Source organism: Cognatundibacterium rivi (assembly GCF_018139565.1).
Taxonomy (GTDB): domain Bacteria; phylum Pseudomonadota; class Gammaproteobacteria; order Burkholderiales; family Burkholderiaceae_D; genus Undibacterium; species Undibacterium rivi.
The window spans coordinates 274,788-288,536 of sequence record NZ_JAGSPK010000001.1; the positions used below are offsets into that span (position 1 = coordinate 274,788).

Consider the following 13,749-nt stretch of genomic DNA (forward strand, 5'->3'; position numbering starts at 1 on the left):
GAAAAAATCTATATTTTCGATGTTTCTATTAAATATTGGCGCTAAATTGGTACGATGATTGGCTAATTTTCATCATTTTTGCTTCTTTGTGGAAATAATTCTGAAGGCTAGAATTATTTCATTACGAGGAGGAAACATGAAATTAAAAACTTTAACTGCCTTAGTGGCAATGTCAGTCGCAGCATCCGCTGCATGGGCTGACGACAGTTCTAATGTAACGATCAGCGGCTTCGGTACCGCGGCTCTGACACGCACGAATACATCGGATGCAGAATTTGCGCGCCCGAATCAATTGGCTGGTGTGACAACAGGTGCAAAAACAGGCGTGGATTCCAATTTCGGGATTCAGGTGACGGCAAAAGCAACTGACTGGTTGTCTTTTACTGGTCAGGGGCTGGTACGTAAAAACGTGACCGATAATTTTGGTGCAGAGCTGGCATGGGCATTTGCCAAAGCCAAAGTGAATGATCAGTTGAGCGTGCGCGTTGGCCGCATGGGCTTACCTGTCTACATGATTTCTGATTATCGCAATGTTGGCTATGCCAACACGATGTTGCGTCCACCAGTCGAGATGTACACTCAGGTTTTGCTGGAAAGCATTGATGGTGTTGATGCGACTTACCAGACTGCCGTTGGTGAAACCAACATTTCTTCGCAACTGGCTTACGGTGTGACCGAAAACGAAAGCCCAGGTTACAAAGCGAAATTTAAAAAGCTTTCCAGCTTCAACGTGACACTGGAAAACGGCCCGTTCACGGTGCGTTTTGGTCGTGTTGATACAAACGTGTCTGTTGATAATTCTGTCAATCTGAACACACTGGTCAGCGGCCTGAATAAATATGGCTACACCAGCGCCGCGAATGCGATTGCGGTAAAGGATACTAAAGCGTCGTTCACTTCTCTGGGCTTGGGCGTGGATTGGAAAAACGTCGTTGTGCAGGCGGAATACGGCAAGCGTAAATCCGGTAGTCTGGCTGTGGCAGACACGACTTCGTGGTACACCATGTTTGGTTACCGTACAGGCAGTTTCCTGCCGTATTTTGTGCATGCTTCAGCAAAACAGGATAGCGCCAGAACGGTTGCCGGAACACCGACATCCGGTCCTTTGCTGGCTTACACAGCAGGTGCAAATGCACTGGCTTCCGCTTCCCCGATTCAGACCAGCAACAGCATCGGCGTACGCTGGGACTTCCATAAATCGGCGGCATTAAAAGTGCAATTTGATCGTATGTCTCCAGATAACGGCAATGGCGTATTCATCAACGCAAAACCTGGCTTTAAAGGTCCGGTAAACGTGTTTGCTGCTGCAGTTGATTTTGTATTCTGAGGAGATGGCGATGACAACATTTTTGAAAAAAGTCATGCTTGCCGCAGCGTTTTCCTCTGTTGCAGCGAGTGTGTGCGCCTCTGATATCGTCGTGATCGTGAATCCGGCGAACCCGGCGACGGCGATGACGGCAGCACAGGCATCACAGTTCTTTCTGGGAAAGTCCCCGATGTTTACACCGGTTGATCTGCCAGAAAATTCACCGGTACGCGCCGACTTCTATAAAAAAGTAGCAGGTAAAGATTTATCTGAAGTGAAAGCGATCTGGTCCAAGCTGGTGTTTACGGGTAAGGCCGCTGCACCAAAAGAGTACCAGTCTGCAGCTGAAGTGAAAAAAGCGATTGCGGCTAATCCTACCGGCATTGGCTATATCGAAAAATCGGCAGTCGATTCCACGGTCAAGGTTATTACTACCTTGCAATAATCGTCGTCTGAATTGAAAAAGGGGAAAAGCATTGTTGCTTTTCCCCTTTTGCTTTTTTAGTCACTAACAGTTAGTCTCTTTTCTGTGTGTTGAAAAAGCGCTGGAGCGCATCGCGGTTTTTTTATTCCAGCGTTACTTCTTCCAAATTTCACACAAAGTCTTTTCGATATTTGTCGCAATTTTGATGTCTGATCCTGTTCCGGAGCTTCGCATGAAATTGTCCCGCAATACAAATATGCTCCACCAATGTGTCAGGCGAACAGTTGTTTTGTTCGTCTGCCGTTCTTCAGTCCTTGTCGTACCTGACTTGCATTTTCCGTTGTACTGATTCATCGCGGCAGACGCATTCTGCATTTGCTGCGCGCCATATCAACATTACTTCCGGAGTAAGCTATGTCGTTTTTTTATGATCTGAAAATATCTGTCAAGCTCTTAATCAGTTCGCTCTGTTTGTTGTTGATCACAATTTTCATCGGCATTTTTTCTGTGACTGAACTTGCGCAGGTCAACACAGCAGCCAGAGACCTGGGGGAGAACTGGATGCCCAGCGTCAAAGCGGCGATGGGCATCAAGGAACGTGTCTCGCGCATACGTTCGCAAGAGGCGCAAATGGTGTTTGCCGAAAATCCTGAGGAAGTTGAAAAATACATTACCAGAACAAAGGAAGCGATTAGCGGATTGCGCGAGATCGAAGCGGATTACAGCCGCATGATGACGAGTGCGGCAGAGAAGGCAAATTACGATGAATATGTAAAGCTGATGGCGGGCTATTTGCAGATCACCGATAAGATGATTGCCGCTGCCAAAGCCGGCAATCAGACTGAGGCCGTCAGCCTGCTACGCACGGCCTCATCGAAAGCGAATACGCTGTTGCGTGATCATGTCGATAAGATGGTGAAAATTCAGTCTGACGGCGGCATCGCTGCGTACGAACATAGCACGCAGGTGTATGAAACGGCTCGCTCGCTGATTTTAGTCGCGCTGGCAATCTGTGTTGTACTGGGGTTGGCATTGTCTTTCTGGATCGCCCGTCTGGTATCGCGACCACTGATGAATGCGGTAAAAGTCGCGCAGACGGTTGCGTCTGGCGACCTGACCAGTCACATTGAAGCCAGCAGTAAAGACGAAACCGGTATGTTGTTGCAAGCCTTAAAAGACATGAACGACAACTTGCTGAAGGTGGTCAGCGAAGTGCGGCAGGGAACGGATCACATCACCATTGCTGCGACAGAAATCGCGCAAGGCAATCTGGATTTGTCGGGGCGTACCGAAAGTCAGGCGAGTTCGCTCGAAGAAACCGCGTCCTCCATGGAAGAAATCACTTCAACGATTCACCACAATGCAGACAATGCGCGCCAGGCGAATCAGTTATCGGATTCCGCTTCGGCCGTGGCGCAAAGAGGCGGCGACGTGGTTTCGCAAGTGGTGCAGACCATGGGGTCGATCAACGAGTCCTCACGCAAGATCGTCGACATCATCGGCGTGATTGATGGCATCGCGTTTCAGACGAATATTCTCGCGCTCAATGCTGCGGTGGAAGCGGCGCGCGCCGGTGAGCAGGGGCGCGGCTTTGCGGTGGTCGCGTCGGAAGTGCGCAATCTGGCGCAACGGTCTGCCAGTGCGGCGAAAGAAATCAAAGAGCTGATCAATGATTCTGTCGATAAAGTCGCACAAGGTACGCGGCTGGTGGATCAGGCGGGCGACACGATGACCGAAGTGGTGGCCAGTGTGCGGCGCGTCAGCGACATGATCAGTGAGATTACGGCAGCCGGTCAGGAACAAAGTGCTGGTATCGCGCAGATCAATGACGCGATTACCAATATGGATACGCTGACGCAGCAAAATGCGGCGCTGGTCGAAGAAGCCGCCGCTGCCGCTGCCGGATTGCAGGGGCAGGCCGAAAAACTCAGCAGTGTCGTCAGCGTGTTCAAATTAGATCAGAGTCAGACGGCGGCGCCGAACGCATCTGCGCTGCTGGTCAATCGCAATACCGCCGATGCGGCAAAAAGGACGATGGCAAAGCCGGGCAAAAAGGAAGTGCACAGCACGGCCATCAAACCTGCGCCAGCCAGTCTCAGGCAAAGTCCACAGCGAACAGCGAAAGCAGTTGAAAAAACCGGCGACACAGCAGACTGGGAAGAGTTTTGATGTTGCTTGGGCTTGTACTGGCAGGCACAGCCGTAGCGTAAAAAAAGCAGGGTGGAGCATATACTCCCCCTGCTTTTTTAGTATTTACCTCTTATCTCCTTATATTTAAAGGGCTTCAAAATATACTGGGGGGAGTATATTTACCCCCCTGAGAAGCCCGCCAACCTAAGAAATAAGATGCGCGGCAATTAAGCGATGTCGCTTTGTTTGACGATGGTGCGTGAGATCAGACCGTATTCCAGTGCTTCTTCTGCGCTCATCCAGTAATCGCGATCGATATCATTCGTCACGCGTTCCAGCGTCTGACCGGATTCACGCGCGATCAATGCCGAGATACGTTCACGCACTTTGACGATTTCGCGCGCCTGAATCGCGATATCTGTTGCCTGCCCGCCGCAGCCGCCGCTAGGTTGATGAATCAGGAAACGTGTGTTCGGCAGGCAGACACGGCGTTCTTTTGGCACAGACAGGAAAACGCTGACGGCAGCGCTGCCGACCCAGCCGGTACCCACCATATTCACTGGCACATCGATGAATTTGACCATGTCGTGAATCACGTCGCCGGATTCAACATGACCGCCTGGTGAAGAGACCAGCAAAGTGATCGGGTCTTTCGACTCAGCCGCCAGCGCGATCAGGCGCTTGCTGACATCGGCCGCGAGTTTATCGTTGATCGTGCCGAAAACCAGCACGGTGCGGGATTTAAATGCTTTCTCTTCGAGGAAGGGGCTGCGTTGTACGTCGTTATTGTCTTTTTCGTCTGCCATGTGAAATCGTGTCCGGTTATGAAGGTTGAAATTGTAGCTTGTCTGCTGTCTCAGATGGCTGCGTCGGTGGCTTTTTTCAAGTAGGTTTCTGCCAGCCTGACCCAGTAAGTCGCGCCGATAGGCAGCAGATCATCGTTGAAATCGTAACTGGGATTATGCAGATTGCAGGGGCCGAGGCCATGACCGGCATCGCGATGATCACCTTCGCCGTTGCCGATGAAGACGTAGCAGCCCGGTTTCGCTTGCAGCATGAACGCGAAATCTTCCGCGCCCATGGTCGGCTCGGTCTGCGCATTCACGCGCTCATTACCGACCACAGAACGCAGTACTTCTGCTGCAAATGCGGTTTCCACCGGATGGTTAATCAGTGGCGGATAATTGCGCCGGAATTCAAAATCAATCTCGGCATCGAATGCCGCCGCCGTGTGTGTCGCAATGGCGCGCATGCGTTGTTCAACCAGATCAATCATTTCGTTGCTGAAGGCCCGCACCGTGCCGACCAATTGCACATCGTCGGGAATCACATTGGTGGCGCTGCCGGCGTGAATTTGCGTGACTGACAGCACCACTGATTCCAGCGGGCTGGCATTGCGGCTGACAATGGTTTGCCAGCTTTGCGCAATCTGTATCGCGATCATGATCGGATCTATGCCCTTATGCGGTTGCGCTGCATGTGCGCCTTTGCCTTTGACCGTGACATAAAATTCATTTGATGAAGCCATCATCGGCCCTGGTGTCACTCCGAACGAGCCAGCGGGAATTCCCGGCCAGTTGTGCATGCCGAACACCGCTTCCATAGGATATTTTTCAAACAGGCCGTCATTGATCATCGCCGAAGCGCCGCCGCCGCCTTCTTCTGCCGGTTGGAAAATCAGATACACAGTGCCATCGAAATTACGGTGCTGCGCCAGATAATGCGCGGCACCGAGCAGCATCGCGGTATGCCCGTCATGGCCGCAGGCGTGCATTTTCCCTTCGTGCTGAGAGCGGTGCGCGAAACTGTTGATTTCCTGCATAGGCAAGGCATCCATGTCGGCGCGCAAACCAATCGCCCGCGTACTGCTACCGTTGTTAATGATGCCGAGAACGCCGGTGCCGCCTAAACCTGTGACAACGGGAATGCCCCACTGTTGTAATTGCCGCGTGATGACGTTGGCGGTGCGGTGTTCTTCGTAACACAGCTCGGGGTGGGCGTGAATATCGCGGCGGATTTGTTGAATTTCTGCCTGGAATTGAACAATAGGATCTATCAGTTTCATACGAGTCTCCGGATCGCGTCGCTGGAGTGCTGGCTGCTATCGAAATAAATGGACTGAATCGTCAGCCGCCGCAGAACGCAATTTATTTTTTTGAGGTGTCTGTCGCTGCATAGGCTGCAGCACGCACATCAGAGAGAACGATACCAGATTCCAAAGAGGCGGGCATCAGCACCGACGTGTAATTTGAATAAAAACAAGCAAAGTGCTCCTGAGACGTTCAGACGCCAAGGCTGCTGACTGATCCTGAGTCGGGGAAGGGTGTGTTGTGCTGATGTTTCACTCATCCGCATGCGGTCGGAATAAGCAAACATCTTCAACGAACATTCGCAGCGCATGGTGTGCAGATATTCTTTGCGGTGATGATTGATATATCGAAAATAAAGCAGACATGTTTGCTGCACTGCAGTAAAGTTGCACCTGTCTCCTCCAACACCTCCTAAGGTTTGGATTTAACCCGCAACCGCAAGGTCGCGGGTTTTTTTTGTCTTTTTTTCCGGTGAGTGCCGAAAAATTCAATAAAAGCGATAAAAAACCGGATTGGAATTTCTTCTAGGTAATTTGTTATCGTTTTCAGATATCTGATTTGTGAATGTTTGATATGCAAAAATAGTCGTTTGCGTATTTGTTGCGGTGCGATATAGTTACACCTGTCTCCTCCAACACCTCCTAAGGTTTGGATTTAAGCCCGCTCTTAGCGGGCTATTTTTTTACCTGCGTTTTTGTTAGCACCTTTCCTCTGATGCGCGAAAAGAATAGCGCAGGGTGCGACTAATGTTGATTGAATGCGCGGTGCGTGAAATTCTCAGGCCAGCACCCAGCTGCCATCCAGCGTGATTTCATCGCAGTTGTGACCGTGGCCGATGCGATCCATGACGATGAAGTCGCTGATTTTATGCAGGGCGATCAAAGGATGATGCCAGACACCTTTGGCGTAGTTCACGCCTTGCAAGCCTTTGCACAGAAATGCCTGCATCTTGTTTTCATCAAATTCCCCCGCCGGTGCGACCACCACCAGATATTCGTCTGCCTCATTTTGTGTCAGCGGCACGAAGGCCTGACTGCCGAGCGGGTGCCTTTCCATAATGGTGATTGGCAGCGGTAACTGACGTGGCTGCGCGCGAAACAAGCTGAGTATAGTTTGCCCATTTTCGCTATGCGTATCAGCGCAGGCGAGGGCATGAAAACGTTCGGTTGTGCCCTGATTAATTGGGTAATGGTGCGCGCCGTCCGTCATGATGACTTCGCCAAACGGCGCAAACGCCGCCCGTGTCAGGGGGGAAATACAAAGTTTTTTCATGTCGTTGGCGGCGTAATTTTATGAAAATTATCAGGCGATTTTACTGAACAGGCGCAAACGCGAGACACCGCCGTCCGGGAAAATATTCAGACGAATATGCGTGATCGCCCCCAACGATTGCAGCTCTTCTGCAAAATAATGCTGATGATCCATCTGCAGTTTTTGTTGCGGTAATAGCGTAGGCCAGAACATCGATTGCGTGATCAGCGAAGTGTCGGTGCCACCTGCCATCGACGCTGCCTGTATCGAGCAGCTGTCGGGATAGTTGCCTTTGAAATGGCAGGTATCGACTTCGATTTTTTGCACGATCCCGGCATGGGCCAGCGCGATGATGCACCAGTCATTGCCAGGCTCGCGCCGGCGTCGCGTTTCCCAGCCGTCGCCCATATTCACGCCGCGCCCCGGCATCAGCAGATTGGATGCCAGCCCGAAATGCTGGTTGTTTGTCGCTACTACATAACCGCCGTTTTCCATCGCGATCAGATCGTGTAGCGCATGCGGATCGGTGTTGGCCCAATCGTTGACCGGCTGTGCATACACGCGCAAACGAGCGACGCCGCCATCCGGATAAATGTTCAGGCGCAGGTGGCTGAATATTTGTGTGCTCTGAATATCGTGGTAATGATGGCTGTTGCCTTGCAGGTTCACAGACGGTAATACTTCTTGCCATACCGTGTTCGCATCTGGCTCGCCACTGGCGAGAAATACGCCTTCAATCGCCGCAGCCGGCGGGTAATTACCAGTGAAATGGCTGGTGTCAATATCGACACCTTTGAGTATCCCGGCGCGGCCGAGTTTCAGTATGCACCAGTCATGGCCATTCACCCGTTTGCGACGGGATTCCCAGCCATCCATCCATTTGCCGTTGGTATCGTACTTGCCGGGAATGAAGACAGCGGGTTCAGGATTGAGCATGCGCGCCATCTCGGCAAAAAAATCATCGCTGCAGGCCAGTGTTTTTGCGCCCAGCCGCGGATCTGCGAGATTCGGATAGCGACGGGTAAATTCAGGAGCATTCGGGTCGAGTGTGATGATGGCCATAGTATGTCTTTCTCGATTACTTTCTTGATTATTTTGCGGCAGCAGTATTTGCCGCGCCGTTTTCTACCCAGCGCGCGATGACAGCGCGTTCGTCGTCGGTGATGTGCGTCAGATTCCCCAGTGGCATCAGCTTTTGTTGTACCACTTGCTGATAAATCAGTTGCGATGCCGCCCTGATCTGCTCAGGTTTATCGAGCATTAGTCCTTTGGCAGGAAATTCCATCAGGCTCGGGTGCTCTGCATGACATTGTATGCAGCGTGCTTGTACCACTTGCTGAACCTGGGCAAACTGCGCTGCCGGCGATTCTTTTGTACTGCTGACAGGCGCGGATTTTGGTGCCATCCACGCCGCCAGCGCAGCAAGTATGACGATTGCCAGCAACGGATAGACGGGGCTGGTTTTGCCTTTATGACGCAGGATAAAAAATTGTCGTACCAGTACGCCGACAATCATGATCAAGACCAGCACCAGCCAGTTTTGTGCGTGGTTATACGTCATGCTGTAATGATTCGACAGCATCGCAAACAAGACCGGCAGCGTGAAGTAGGTGTTGTGCACACTGCGTTGTTTGCCGCGCTGACCGTGCACCGGATCAACCGGGGCTCCGGCTTTCATCGCCGCCACGACTTTGCGCTGTCCCGGAATAATCCAGAAAAACACGTTGGCACTCATGATGGTGGCGATCATCGCGCCGGTAATCAGAAATGCAGCGCGACCGGAAAATAAATGGCAGGCAGCCCAGGCGGCGGCGATGACGTAAGCGACAATCAATGCCGACAACAGCTTTTCATTCTTGCCGAATAAGCGACACAACAAGTCATACACCAGCCAGCCGAGTGCCAGAAAACCTAAGGCTGCTGCAATTGCGACGGCAGGCGTCAGGTTGGCAACCGATGGGTCGATCAGATAAGTGCGCGCATTAAAAATATATACCAGCAAAAACAGGCTGAATCCCGACAGCCAGGTGCTGTAAGACTCCCAGTAAAACCAGTGCAGATGCTCCGGCAATTTCGGCGGGGCACCCAGATATTTTTGTGGGTTGTAAAAGCCGCCGCCATGTACCGCCCATAATTCACCGCCGACACCTTGCGCCCGGAGTTGCGGATCACCAGGTGCAGTCAGATGGTTGTCGAGCCAGACGAAATAAAAAGATGAACCTATCCAGGCAATCGCAACGATGACATGCAGCCAGCGCAGCAACAGATTGGCCCAGTCGAATAAATATGCTTCCATTTTTTTCCTATAGGACTGACGCAAAATCGCCCCAGCGGCGTTATGGCTCCTAGCCGTACTATTCGTACTGTCTTCGTCGCCATGCCTTGCCGGGACAAATTGCGTCAGTCCTGTCCCGGATTATTTTTCCCAGATGAAGAGGCATTATCAGCATTGCCAGGAGGCTGTTGAGTCTGCCACCTCATCTACCAAATTAACTGCCGCGATAGGTCGAATAACTCCACGGCGTTGCGACCAGGGGCACGTGGTAATGCGCCTGTGCGTCGGCAACAGAAAAGCGCAAAGTCACGATGCTCAGAAACGGTGGTTGCGGCAGATCGGGTACCAGTCCGGCGAAATAAGTGCCGATGTCGAAATCGAGTTCGTAGGTGCCGGCTTGCATTGCATCGCCGTCGAGTAAAGGCTGATCGCAGCGGCCATCGGCATTGGTGACGCGTTCGCAAAGCAGGCTGCGTTGCTGCTGGCTGATACGATACAGCGCAACGCTTATGCCCCGCCCGGGCTTGCCGTGGGCAGTGTCGAGTACATGTGTGGTCAGGCGTCCCATGTGTTCCTTATTCATAGGACTGACGCAAAGCTGCCCCGATGGTGTTTGGCTCGCGGCAGCACCATTTGTACTATTTGTACTGTCTTCATCACCATACCTTGCCGGCATCACTTTGCGTAAGTCTTGTTTCATTGATTTGAAAATATTGTCGACAATCTTAATTGCCATAATTTAAGCCTGTCAAATGAAAATAAATAAAATTGAATAAAAACAGTTATTTATGTAATTGATTGGGTAAAGGATACGACTGCATATTTAATATTGTCGACAATCATGATTAAATACACCTCATTATTTCTATTTTTCATCCAGTATGAATGCATCTGAAACACGTCACACATCGACACTGGCGGAGAAGGAAGAACACATGTATCGCGATATTTACGATGCGATCATGGATCATCGTTTACCGGCACGGACCAAACTGACTGAGCAATCTCTGAGCCAGATTTACCAGATGGCCAGACACGGGGTGCGCAAGGTACTGAGTCAGCTGGCATCGGATGGGCTGGTCGATCTGGAGCCCAACCGTGGTGCGTTTATTGCCAGCCCGGGCGAAAAAGAGGCGCAGGATATGTTTGAATTGCGCCAGACACTGGAACAGCTGGCGCTGGAAAAAGTTCTGCAACAGGCGGATGCCAGCGCGATCGCAGAACTGCGGCGCATGGTTGAACGTGAGCGGGATGCCTACGAAAGCGGCAACCGGCCGCAATGGATACGTTTGTCGGCCGATTTTCATATTGCCCTCGCGCGTCTGAGTGGCAATGATTTACTGGTCGATATGCTGCGCCGCCTGGTATCGCGCACGACGCTGATGATTTCCAGCACGGACGTAGCGACAACGCGCCCCTGTTCCTTTGACGAGCATTTTCAGGTGCTGACGGCATTGGAGCGTCAGGATAAAAAAGCAGCCTTGCACGCAATGGCACAACATTTGCATCAGTGTGCGTGTCGCACGCCGAAAAATGCTGGCAAGGGTTTTGATTTAAAAGCCGTTCTCGGGCATTCACGGAGTCACTAATGATGAATATGACAGCAGCTTATCCACGCGACCTGATTGGCTACGGAGCGCAGGTACCGCATGCGCAATGGCCGGGTCAGGCAAGAATTGCGGTGCAATTTGTTCTGAATTACGAGGAGGGCGGTGAAAACTGTGTGCTGCATGGCGACCAGGCATCCGAACAGTTTTTATCAGAAATCGTCGGTGCCGCTGCATATGAGGCGCGGCACATGTCGATGGAGTCGATTTACGAATACGGTTCGCGCGCCGGTGTCTGGCGGATTTTGCGCGAATTTGAAAAACGCGGTTTGCCGCTGACGGTGTTCGGCGTGGCGATGGCGTTGCAGCGGCATCCCGAACTGACGCAGGCATTTGGCGCGCTCGGGCATGAAATCGCCTGCCATGGATTGCGCTGGATACATTACCAGAATCTGGATGAGGCAATCGAGCGCGAACACATGCAACAGGCGGTGCAGATCATGCGTGAACTGACAGGCACCGCGCCGCTGGGATGGTACACCGGGCGCGATTCGCCGAATACGCGGCGCTTGCTGGTTGAGCACGGTGGCTTTACTTATGACGCTGATTACTATGGCGATGATTTGCCATTCTGGACCGAAGTCAGCATCAGTAGCGGTGCGCGGCAGCCGCATCTGGTAGTGCCTTATACGCTGGATAGTAACGACATGCGTTTTGCCACGCCGCAGGGATTTAATACGGCTGAGCATTTTTATACGTATTTAAAAGATAGTTTTGATGTGCTGTATGCAGAGGGCGATCCGGATGGCGATAACGCGCCGAAAATGCTGTCGGTCGGCATGCACTGCCGCTTGCTGGGGCGGCCCGGGCGTTTCCGCGCTTTGCAGCGTTTTCTGGATTACATACAGGAACACGACAAGGTCTGGATCTGCCGCCGCATCGATATTGCGCAGCACTGGATGAAGACGCATCCTTACCAGCCAAAAGCTGCAGACGCTGCAGGAGCGGCAGCATGAGCAAGACTTACAGTATGGATGAACTGAACCAGTGTTCGGCACAGGTATTTGTCGATGTGCTGGGCGGTATTTTTGAACATTCGCCGTGGGTGGCAGAGGCAGTTGTCGCGCAGCGGCCATTTGTCAGCAGCGCGGCCTTACATCAGGCGATGGCAGAAGCAGTCAGAACCGCGGCGGAAAGTGCGCAACTGAAACTGATCCGCGCGCATCCTGAATTAGCGGGAAAAGCCGCGGTACGCGGCGAGCTGACGGCGGAATCCAGCCGTGAGCAAAGCGGTGCCGGCCTGACTCAGTGCAGCGCAGAGGAATTTGCGCAGTTACAACGTTTAAATGCCGAATATAACGAAAAATTCGGCTTTCCGTTCATCATCGCTGTACGCAATCATGACCGGCAAAGTATTATCCGCAACTTCACGCAACGTCTGGCTGCCAGTCGCGCCGACGAAATGCGGGAATGCATAGAACAGATTATCCGTATCGGGGAATTCCGGCTGGCTGATCTCATCAGCTCCTGAAAACACCGCAAACCCGCTGTACAGGGCGCGACGCTGATTGCCAGTCACCGCATACGAAACAATTTTTTATCACATCAATTAAGGAAAACCGATGAAATTTCAATTGAAAAGTATGGTGTTGGCAGTGTCTTGTCTGCTTGCCGGTGGCGCCTATGCACAATCACAGGTTTCCGTCGAAGGTCTGCTCGACGTGACTCTGGGTTCCGTTAAATACAGTGGCGACAGTGGTCGTCAGGCTGTCGTCAACAGCGGCGGCATGACCACATCGTGGATCGGTTTCAAAGGCGTTGAAGATCTGGGCGGTGGTTTGAAAGCTGATTTCGCATTGACCAGTTTCCTGCAGGCAGATACCGGCGCCTCTGGCCGTTTCAGCGGCGACACCATGTTTTCACGTGATGCGAACGTAGGTTTGTCTGGCTCTTTCGGTAAAGTATCGCTGGGTCGCGGTCTGGCACCAAGCTTTTTGCCTACCGTGATTTTCAATCCGTTTGGCGACTCTTTCGCCTTCTCGCCACTGGTATTGCATACCTGGGTTTCCAGCGGTAATTATGCTGCCCGTACTTGGGCAAATTCAGCAGCAGGTGACTCTGGCTGGAGTAACGAGATCGTTTACACGACACCGAATTTTGATGGTCTGAGCGCGAATGTGCATTACCAGTTTGGTGAAAAAGCAGGCAGCACCGGTACTAAAAACGTCGGTATCAATGCCTTGTATTTCAATGGCCCACTTGCTCTGGGTGCTTACTACCATCAGGTGCAGGTCAGCAATCCACTCAGCGGTGGCGCGATCATGGACGCGACAGCAGCTCCTGTGAATTATGCGTCGATCAACAATCAGAAAACTTACTTTGTTGCCGGTAGCTATGACCTGACCGCAGCAAAACTGTTTGCGACCTATTCTTCCAGCAAAGATGACACGACCAGCCCAAAATCGCTGGACGACAAAACTTATAGTCTGGGTGTGAAAGCACCGGCTGGCGGTGGCGACATTTTGCTGGCGTTTGCGAATACCAAACGCACAGGCAGCCTGGTTGGTGCAGATCTGAAGCGTGATACTTTCTCTGCAGGCTATGATTACAACCTGTCGAAACGCACTGATGTCTATGCTTTAGTGATGAGCGACAAACTCAATACGGCTGACCGTGCAACCAGCGTTGCTGCCGGTATCCGTCATCGTTTCTGATGTTCAGTCGTC

At 52.0% G+C, this 13,749-nt stretch carries 13 protein-coding genes; 7 read left to right on the forward strand and 6 right to left on the reverse strand.

Annotated features, from left to right (window positions below):
• The first annotated feature begins 136 nt into the window (after positions 1-136).
• From KDM87_RS01180 to KDM87_RS17905, 3 genes are all read left to right on the forward strand, one after another.
• The gene (locus tag KDM87_RS01180; protein ID WP_212677404.1) at positions 137-1,327 is read left to right on the forward strand and encodes a hypothetical protein; all 1,191 of its coding nucleotides are present in this window, start codon (positions 137-139) and stop codon (positions 1,325-1,327) included.
• Between the two features lie 10 nt (positions 1,328-1,337).
• Positions 1,338-1,751 carry a type 2 periplasmic-binding domain-containing protein gene (locus KDM87_RS01185; protein ID WP_212677405.1) on the forward strand — a complete coding sequence of 138 codons (414 nt, stop codon included), beginning with the start codon at positions 1,338-1,340 and terminating at the stop codon, positions 1,749-1,751.
• Positions 1,752-2,144: 393 nt separating this feature from the next.
• Positions 2,145-3,899: a methyl-accepting chemotaxis protein gene (locus tag KDM87_RS17905; protein ID WP_212677406.1), complete on the forward strand. Its 1,755-nt coding sequence runs from the start codon at positions 2,145-2,147 to the stop codon at positions 3,897-3,899.
• 188 nt (positions 3,900-4,087) lie between these two features.
• Here KDM87_RS17905 and KDM87_RS01195 read toward each other — a convergent pair whose 3' ends face one another.
• The 6 genes from KDM87_RS01195 to uraH all read right to left on the reverse strand — a co-directional run bounded on the left by KDM87_RS01195 (position 4,088) and on the right by uraH (position 10,044).
• Entirely contained in the window at positions 4,088-4,666 is a 579-nt protein-coding gene (locus KDM87_RS01195) for an ATP-dependent Clp protease proteolytic subunit (RefSeq protein WP_212677407.1), read from the reverse strand.
• 50 nt (positions 4,667-4,716) lie between these two features.
• Positions 4,717-5,925: a M20 aminoacylase family protein gene (locus KDM87_RS01200; RefSeq protein WP_212677408.1), complete on the reverse strand. Its 1,209-nt coding sequence runs from the start codon at positions 5,923-5,925 to the stop codon at positions 4,717-4,719.
• Positions 5,926-6,727: 802 nt separating this feature from the next.
• The gene (locus KDM87_RS01205) at positions 6,728-7,222 is read right to left on the reverse strand and encodes an ureidoglycolate lyase (RefSeq protein ID WP_212677409.1); all 495 of its coding nucleotides are present in this window, start codon (positions 7,220-7,222) and stop codon (positions 6,728-6,730) included.
• 30 nt (positions 7,223-7,252) lie between these two features.
• Entirely contained in the window at positions 7,253-8,263 is a 1,011-nt protein-coding gene (gene alc, locus KDM87_RS01210; protein WP_212677410.1) for an allantoicase, read from the reverse strand.
• 28 nt (positions 8,264-8,291) lie between these two features.
• Positions 8,292-9,497, reverse strand: a complete 1,206-nt coding sequence (locus KDM87_RS01215) for a urate hydroxylase PuuD (protein WP_212677411.1) — start codon at positions 9,495-9,497, stop codon at positions 8,292-8,294.
• Between the two features lie 193 nt (positions 9,498-9,690).
• Positions 9,691-10,044, reverse strand: coding sequence for a hydroxyisourate hydrolase (gene uraH, locus KDM87_RS01220; RefSeq protein WP_212677908.1), 354 nt, complete (start codon positions 10,042-10,044; stop codon positions 9,691-9,693).
• A gap of 313 nt (positions 10,045-10,357) precedes the next feature.
• Here uraH and KDM87_RS01225 point away from each other — a divergent pair, with 313 nt between their 5' ends.
• The 4 genes from KDM87_RS01225 to KDM87_RS01240 all read left to right on the forward strand — a co-directional run bounded on the left by KDM87_RS01225 (position 10,358) and on the right by KDM87_RS01240 (position 13,737).
• Positions 10,358-11,065 carry a GntR family transcriptional regulator gene (locus KDM87_RS01225; protein ID WP_212677412.1) on the forward strand — a complete coding sequence of 236 codons (708 nt, stop codon included), beginning with the start codon at positions 10,358-10,360 and terminating at the stop codon, positions 11,063-11,065.
• A gap of 8 nt (positions 11,066-11,073) precedes the next feature.
• Entirely contained in the window at positions 11,074-12,039 is a 966-nt protein-coding gene (gene puuE / locus KDM87_RS01230; protein ID WP_212677909.1) for an allantoinase PuuE, read from the forward strand.
• Positions 12,036-12,554 carry a 2-oxo-4-hydroxy-4-carboxy-5-ureidoimidazoline decarboxylase gene (uraD, locus tag KDM87_RS01235; RefSeq protein ID WP_212677413.1) on the forward strand — a complete coding sequence of 173 codons (519 nt, stop codon included), beginning with the start codon at positions 12,036-12,038 and terminating at the stop codon, positions 12,552-12,554. The genes puuE and uraD overlap by 4 nt, the downstream gene beginning before the upstream one ends.
• 91 nt (positions 12,555-12,645) lie before the next feature.
• The gene (locus KDM87_RS01240; RefSeq protein WP_212677414.1) at positions 12,646-13,737 is read left to right on the forward strand and encodes a porin; all 1,092 of its coding nucleotides are present in this window, start codon (positions 12,646-12,648) and stop codon (positions 13,735-13,737) included.
• Positions 13,738-13,749 lie beyond the last annotated feature (12 nt).

Excerpts from the sequence above, each read along its gene's own strand:
- KDM87_RS01180 (WP_212677404.1), top strand. The coding sequence starts at position 137 with ATGAAATTAAAAACTTTAACTGCCTTAGTGGCAATGTCAGTCGCAGCA.
- KDM87_RS01185 (WP_212677405.1), top strand. The coding sequence starts at position 1,338 with ATGACAACATTTTTGAAAAAAGTCATGCTTGCCGCAGCGTTTTCCTCT.
- KDM87_RS17905 (WP_212677406.1), top strand. The coding sequence starts at position 2,145 with ATGTCGTTTTTTTATGATCTGAAAATATCTGTCAAGCTCTTAATCAGT.
- KDM87_RS01195 (WP_212677407.1), bottom strand. The coding sequence starts at position 4,666 with ATGGCAGACGAAAAAGACAATAACGACGTACAACGCAGCCCCTTCCTC.
- KDM87_RS01200 (WP_212677408.1), bottom strand. The coding sequence starts at position 5,925 with ATGAAACTGATAGATCCTATTGTTCAATTCCAGGCAGAAATTCAACAA.
- KDM87_RS01205 (WP_212677409.1), bottom strand. The coding sequence starts at position 7,222 with ATGAAAAAACTTTGTATTTCCCCCCTGACACGGGCGGCGTTTGCGCCG.
- alc (WP_212677410.1), bottom strand. The coding sequence starts at position 8,263 with ATGGCCATCATCACACTCGACCCGAATGCTCCTGAATTTACCCGTCGC.
- KDM87_RS01215 (WP_212677411.1), bottom strand. The coding sequence starts at position 9,497 with ATGGAAGCATATTTATTCGACTGGGCCAATCTGTTGCTGCGCTGGCTG.
- uraH (WP_212677908.1), bottom strand. The coding sequence starts at position 10,044 with ATGGGACGCCTGACCACACATGTACTCGACACTGCCCACGGCAAGCCC.
- KDM87_RS01225 (WP_212677412.1), top strand. The coding sequence starts at position 10,358 with ATGAATGCATCTGAAACACGTCACACATCGACACTGGCGGAGAAGGAA.
- puuE (WP_212677909.1), top strand. The coding sequence starts at position 11,074 with ATGACAGCAGCTTATCCACGCGACCTGATTGGCTACGGAGCGCAGGTA.
- uraD (WP_212677413.1), top strand. The coding sequence starts at position 12,036 with ATGAGCAAGACTTACAGTATGGATGAACTGAACCAGTGTTCGGCACAG.
- KDM87_RS01240 (WP_212677414.1), top strand. The coding sequence starts at position 12,646 with ATGAAATTTCAATTGAAAAGTATGGTGTTGGCAGTGTCTTGTCTGCTT.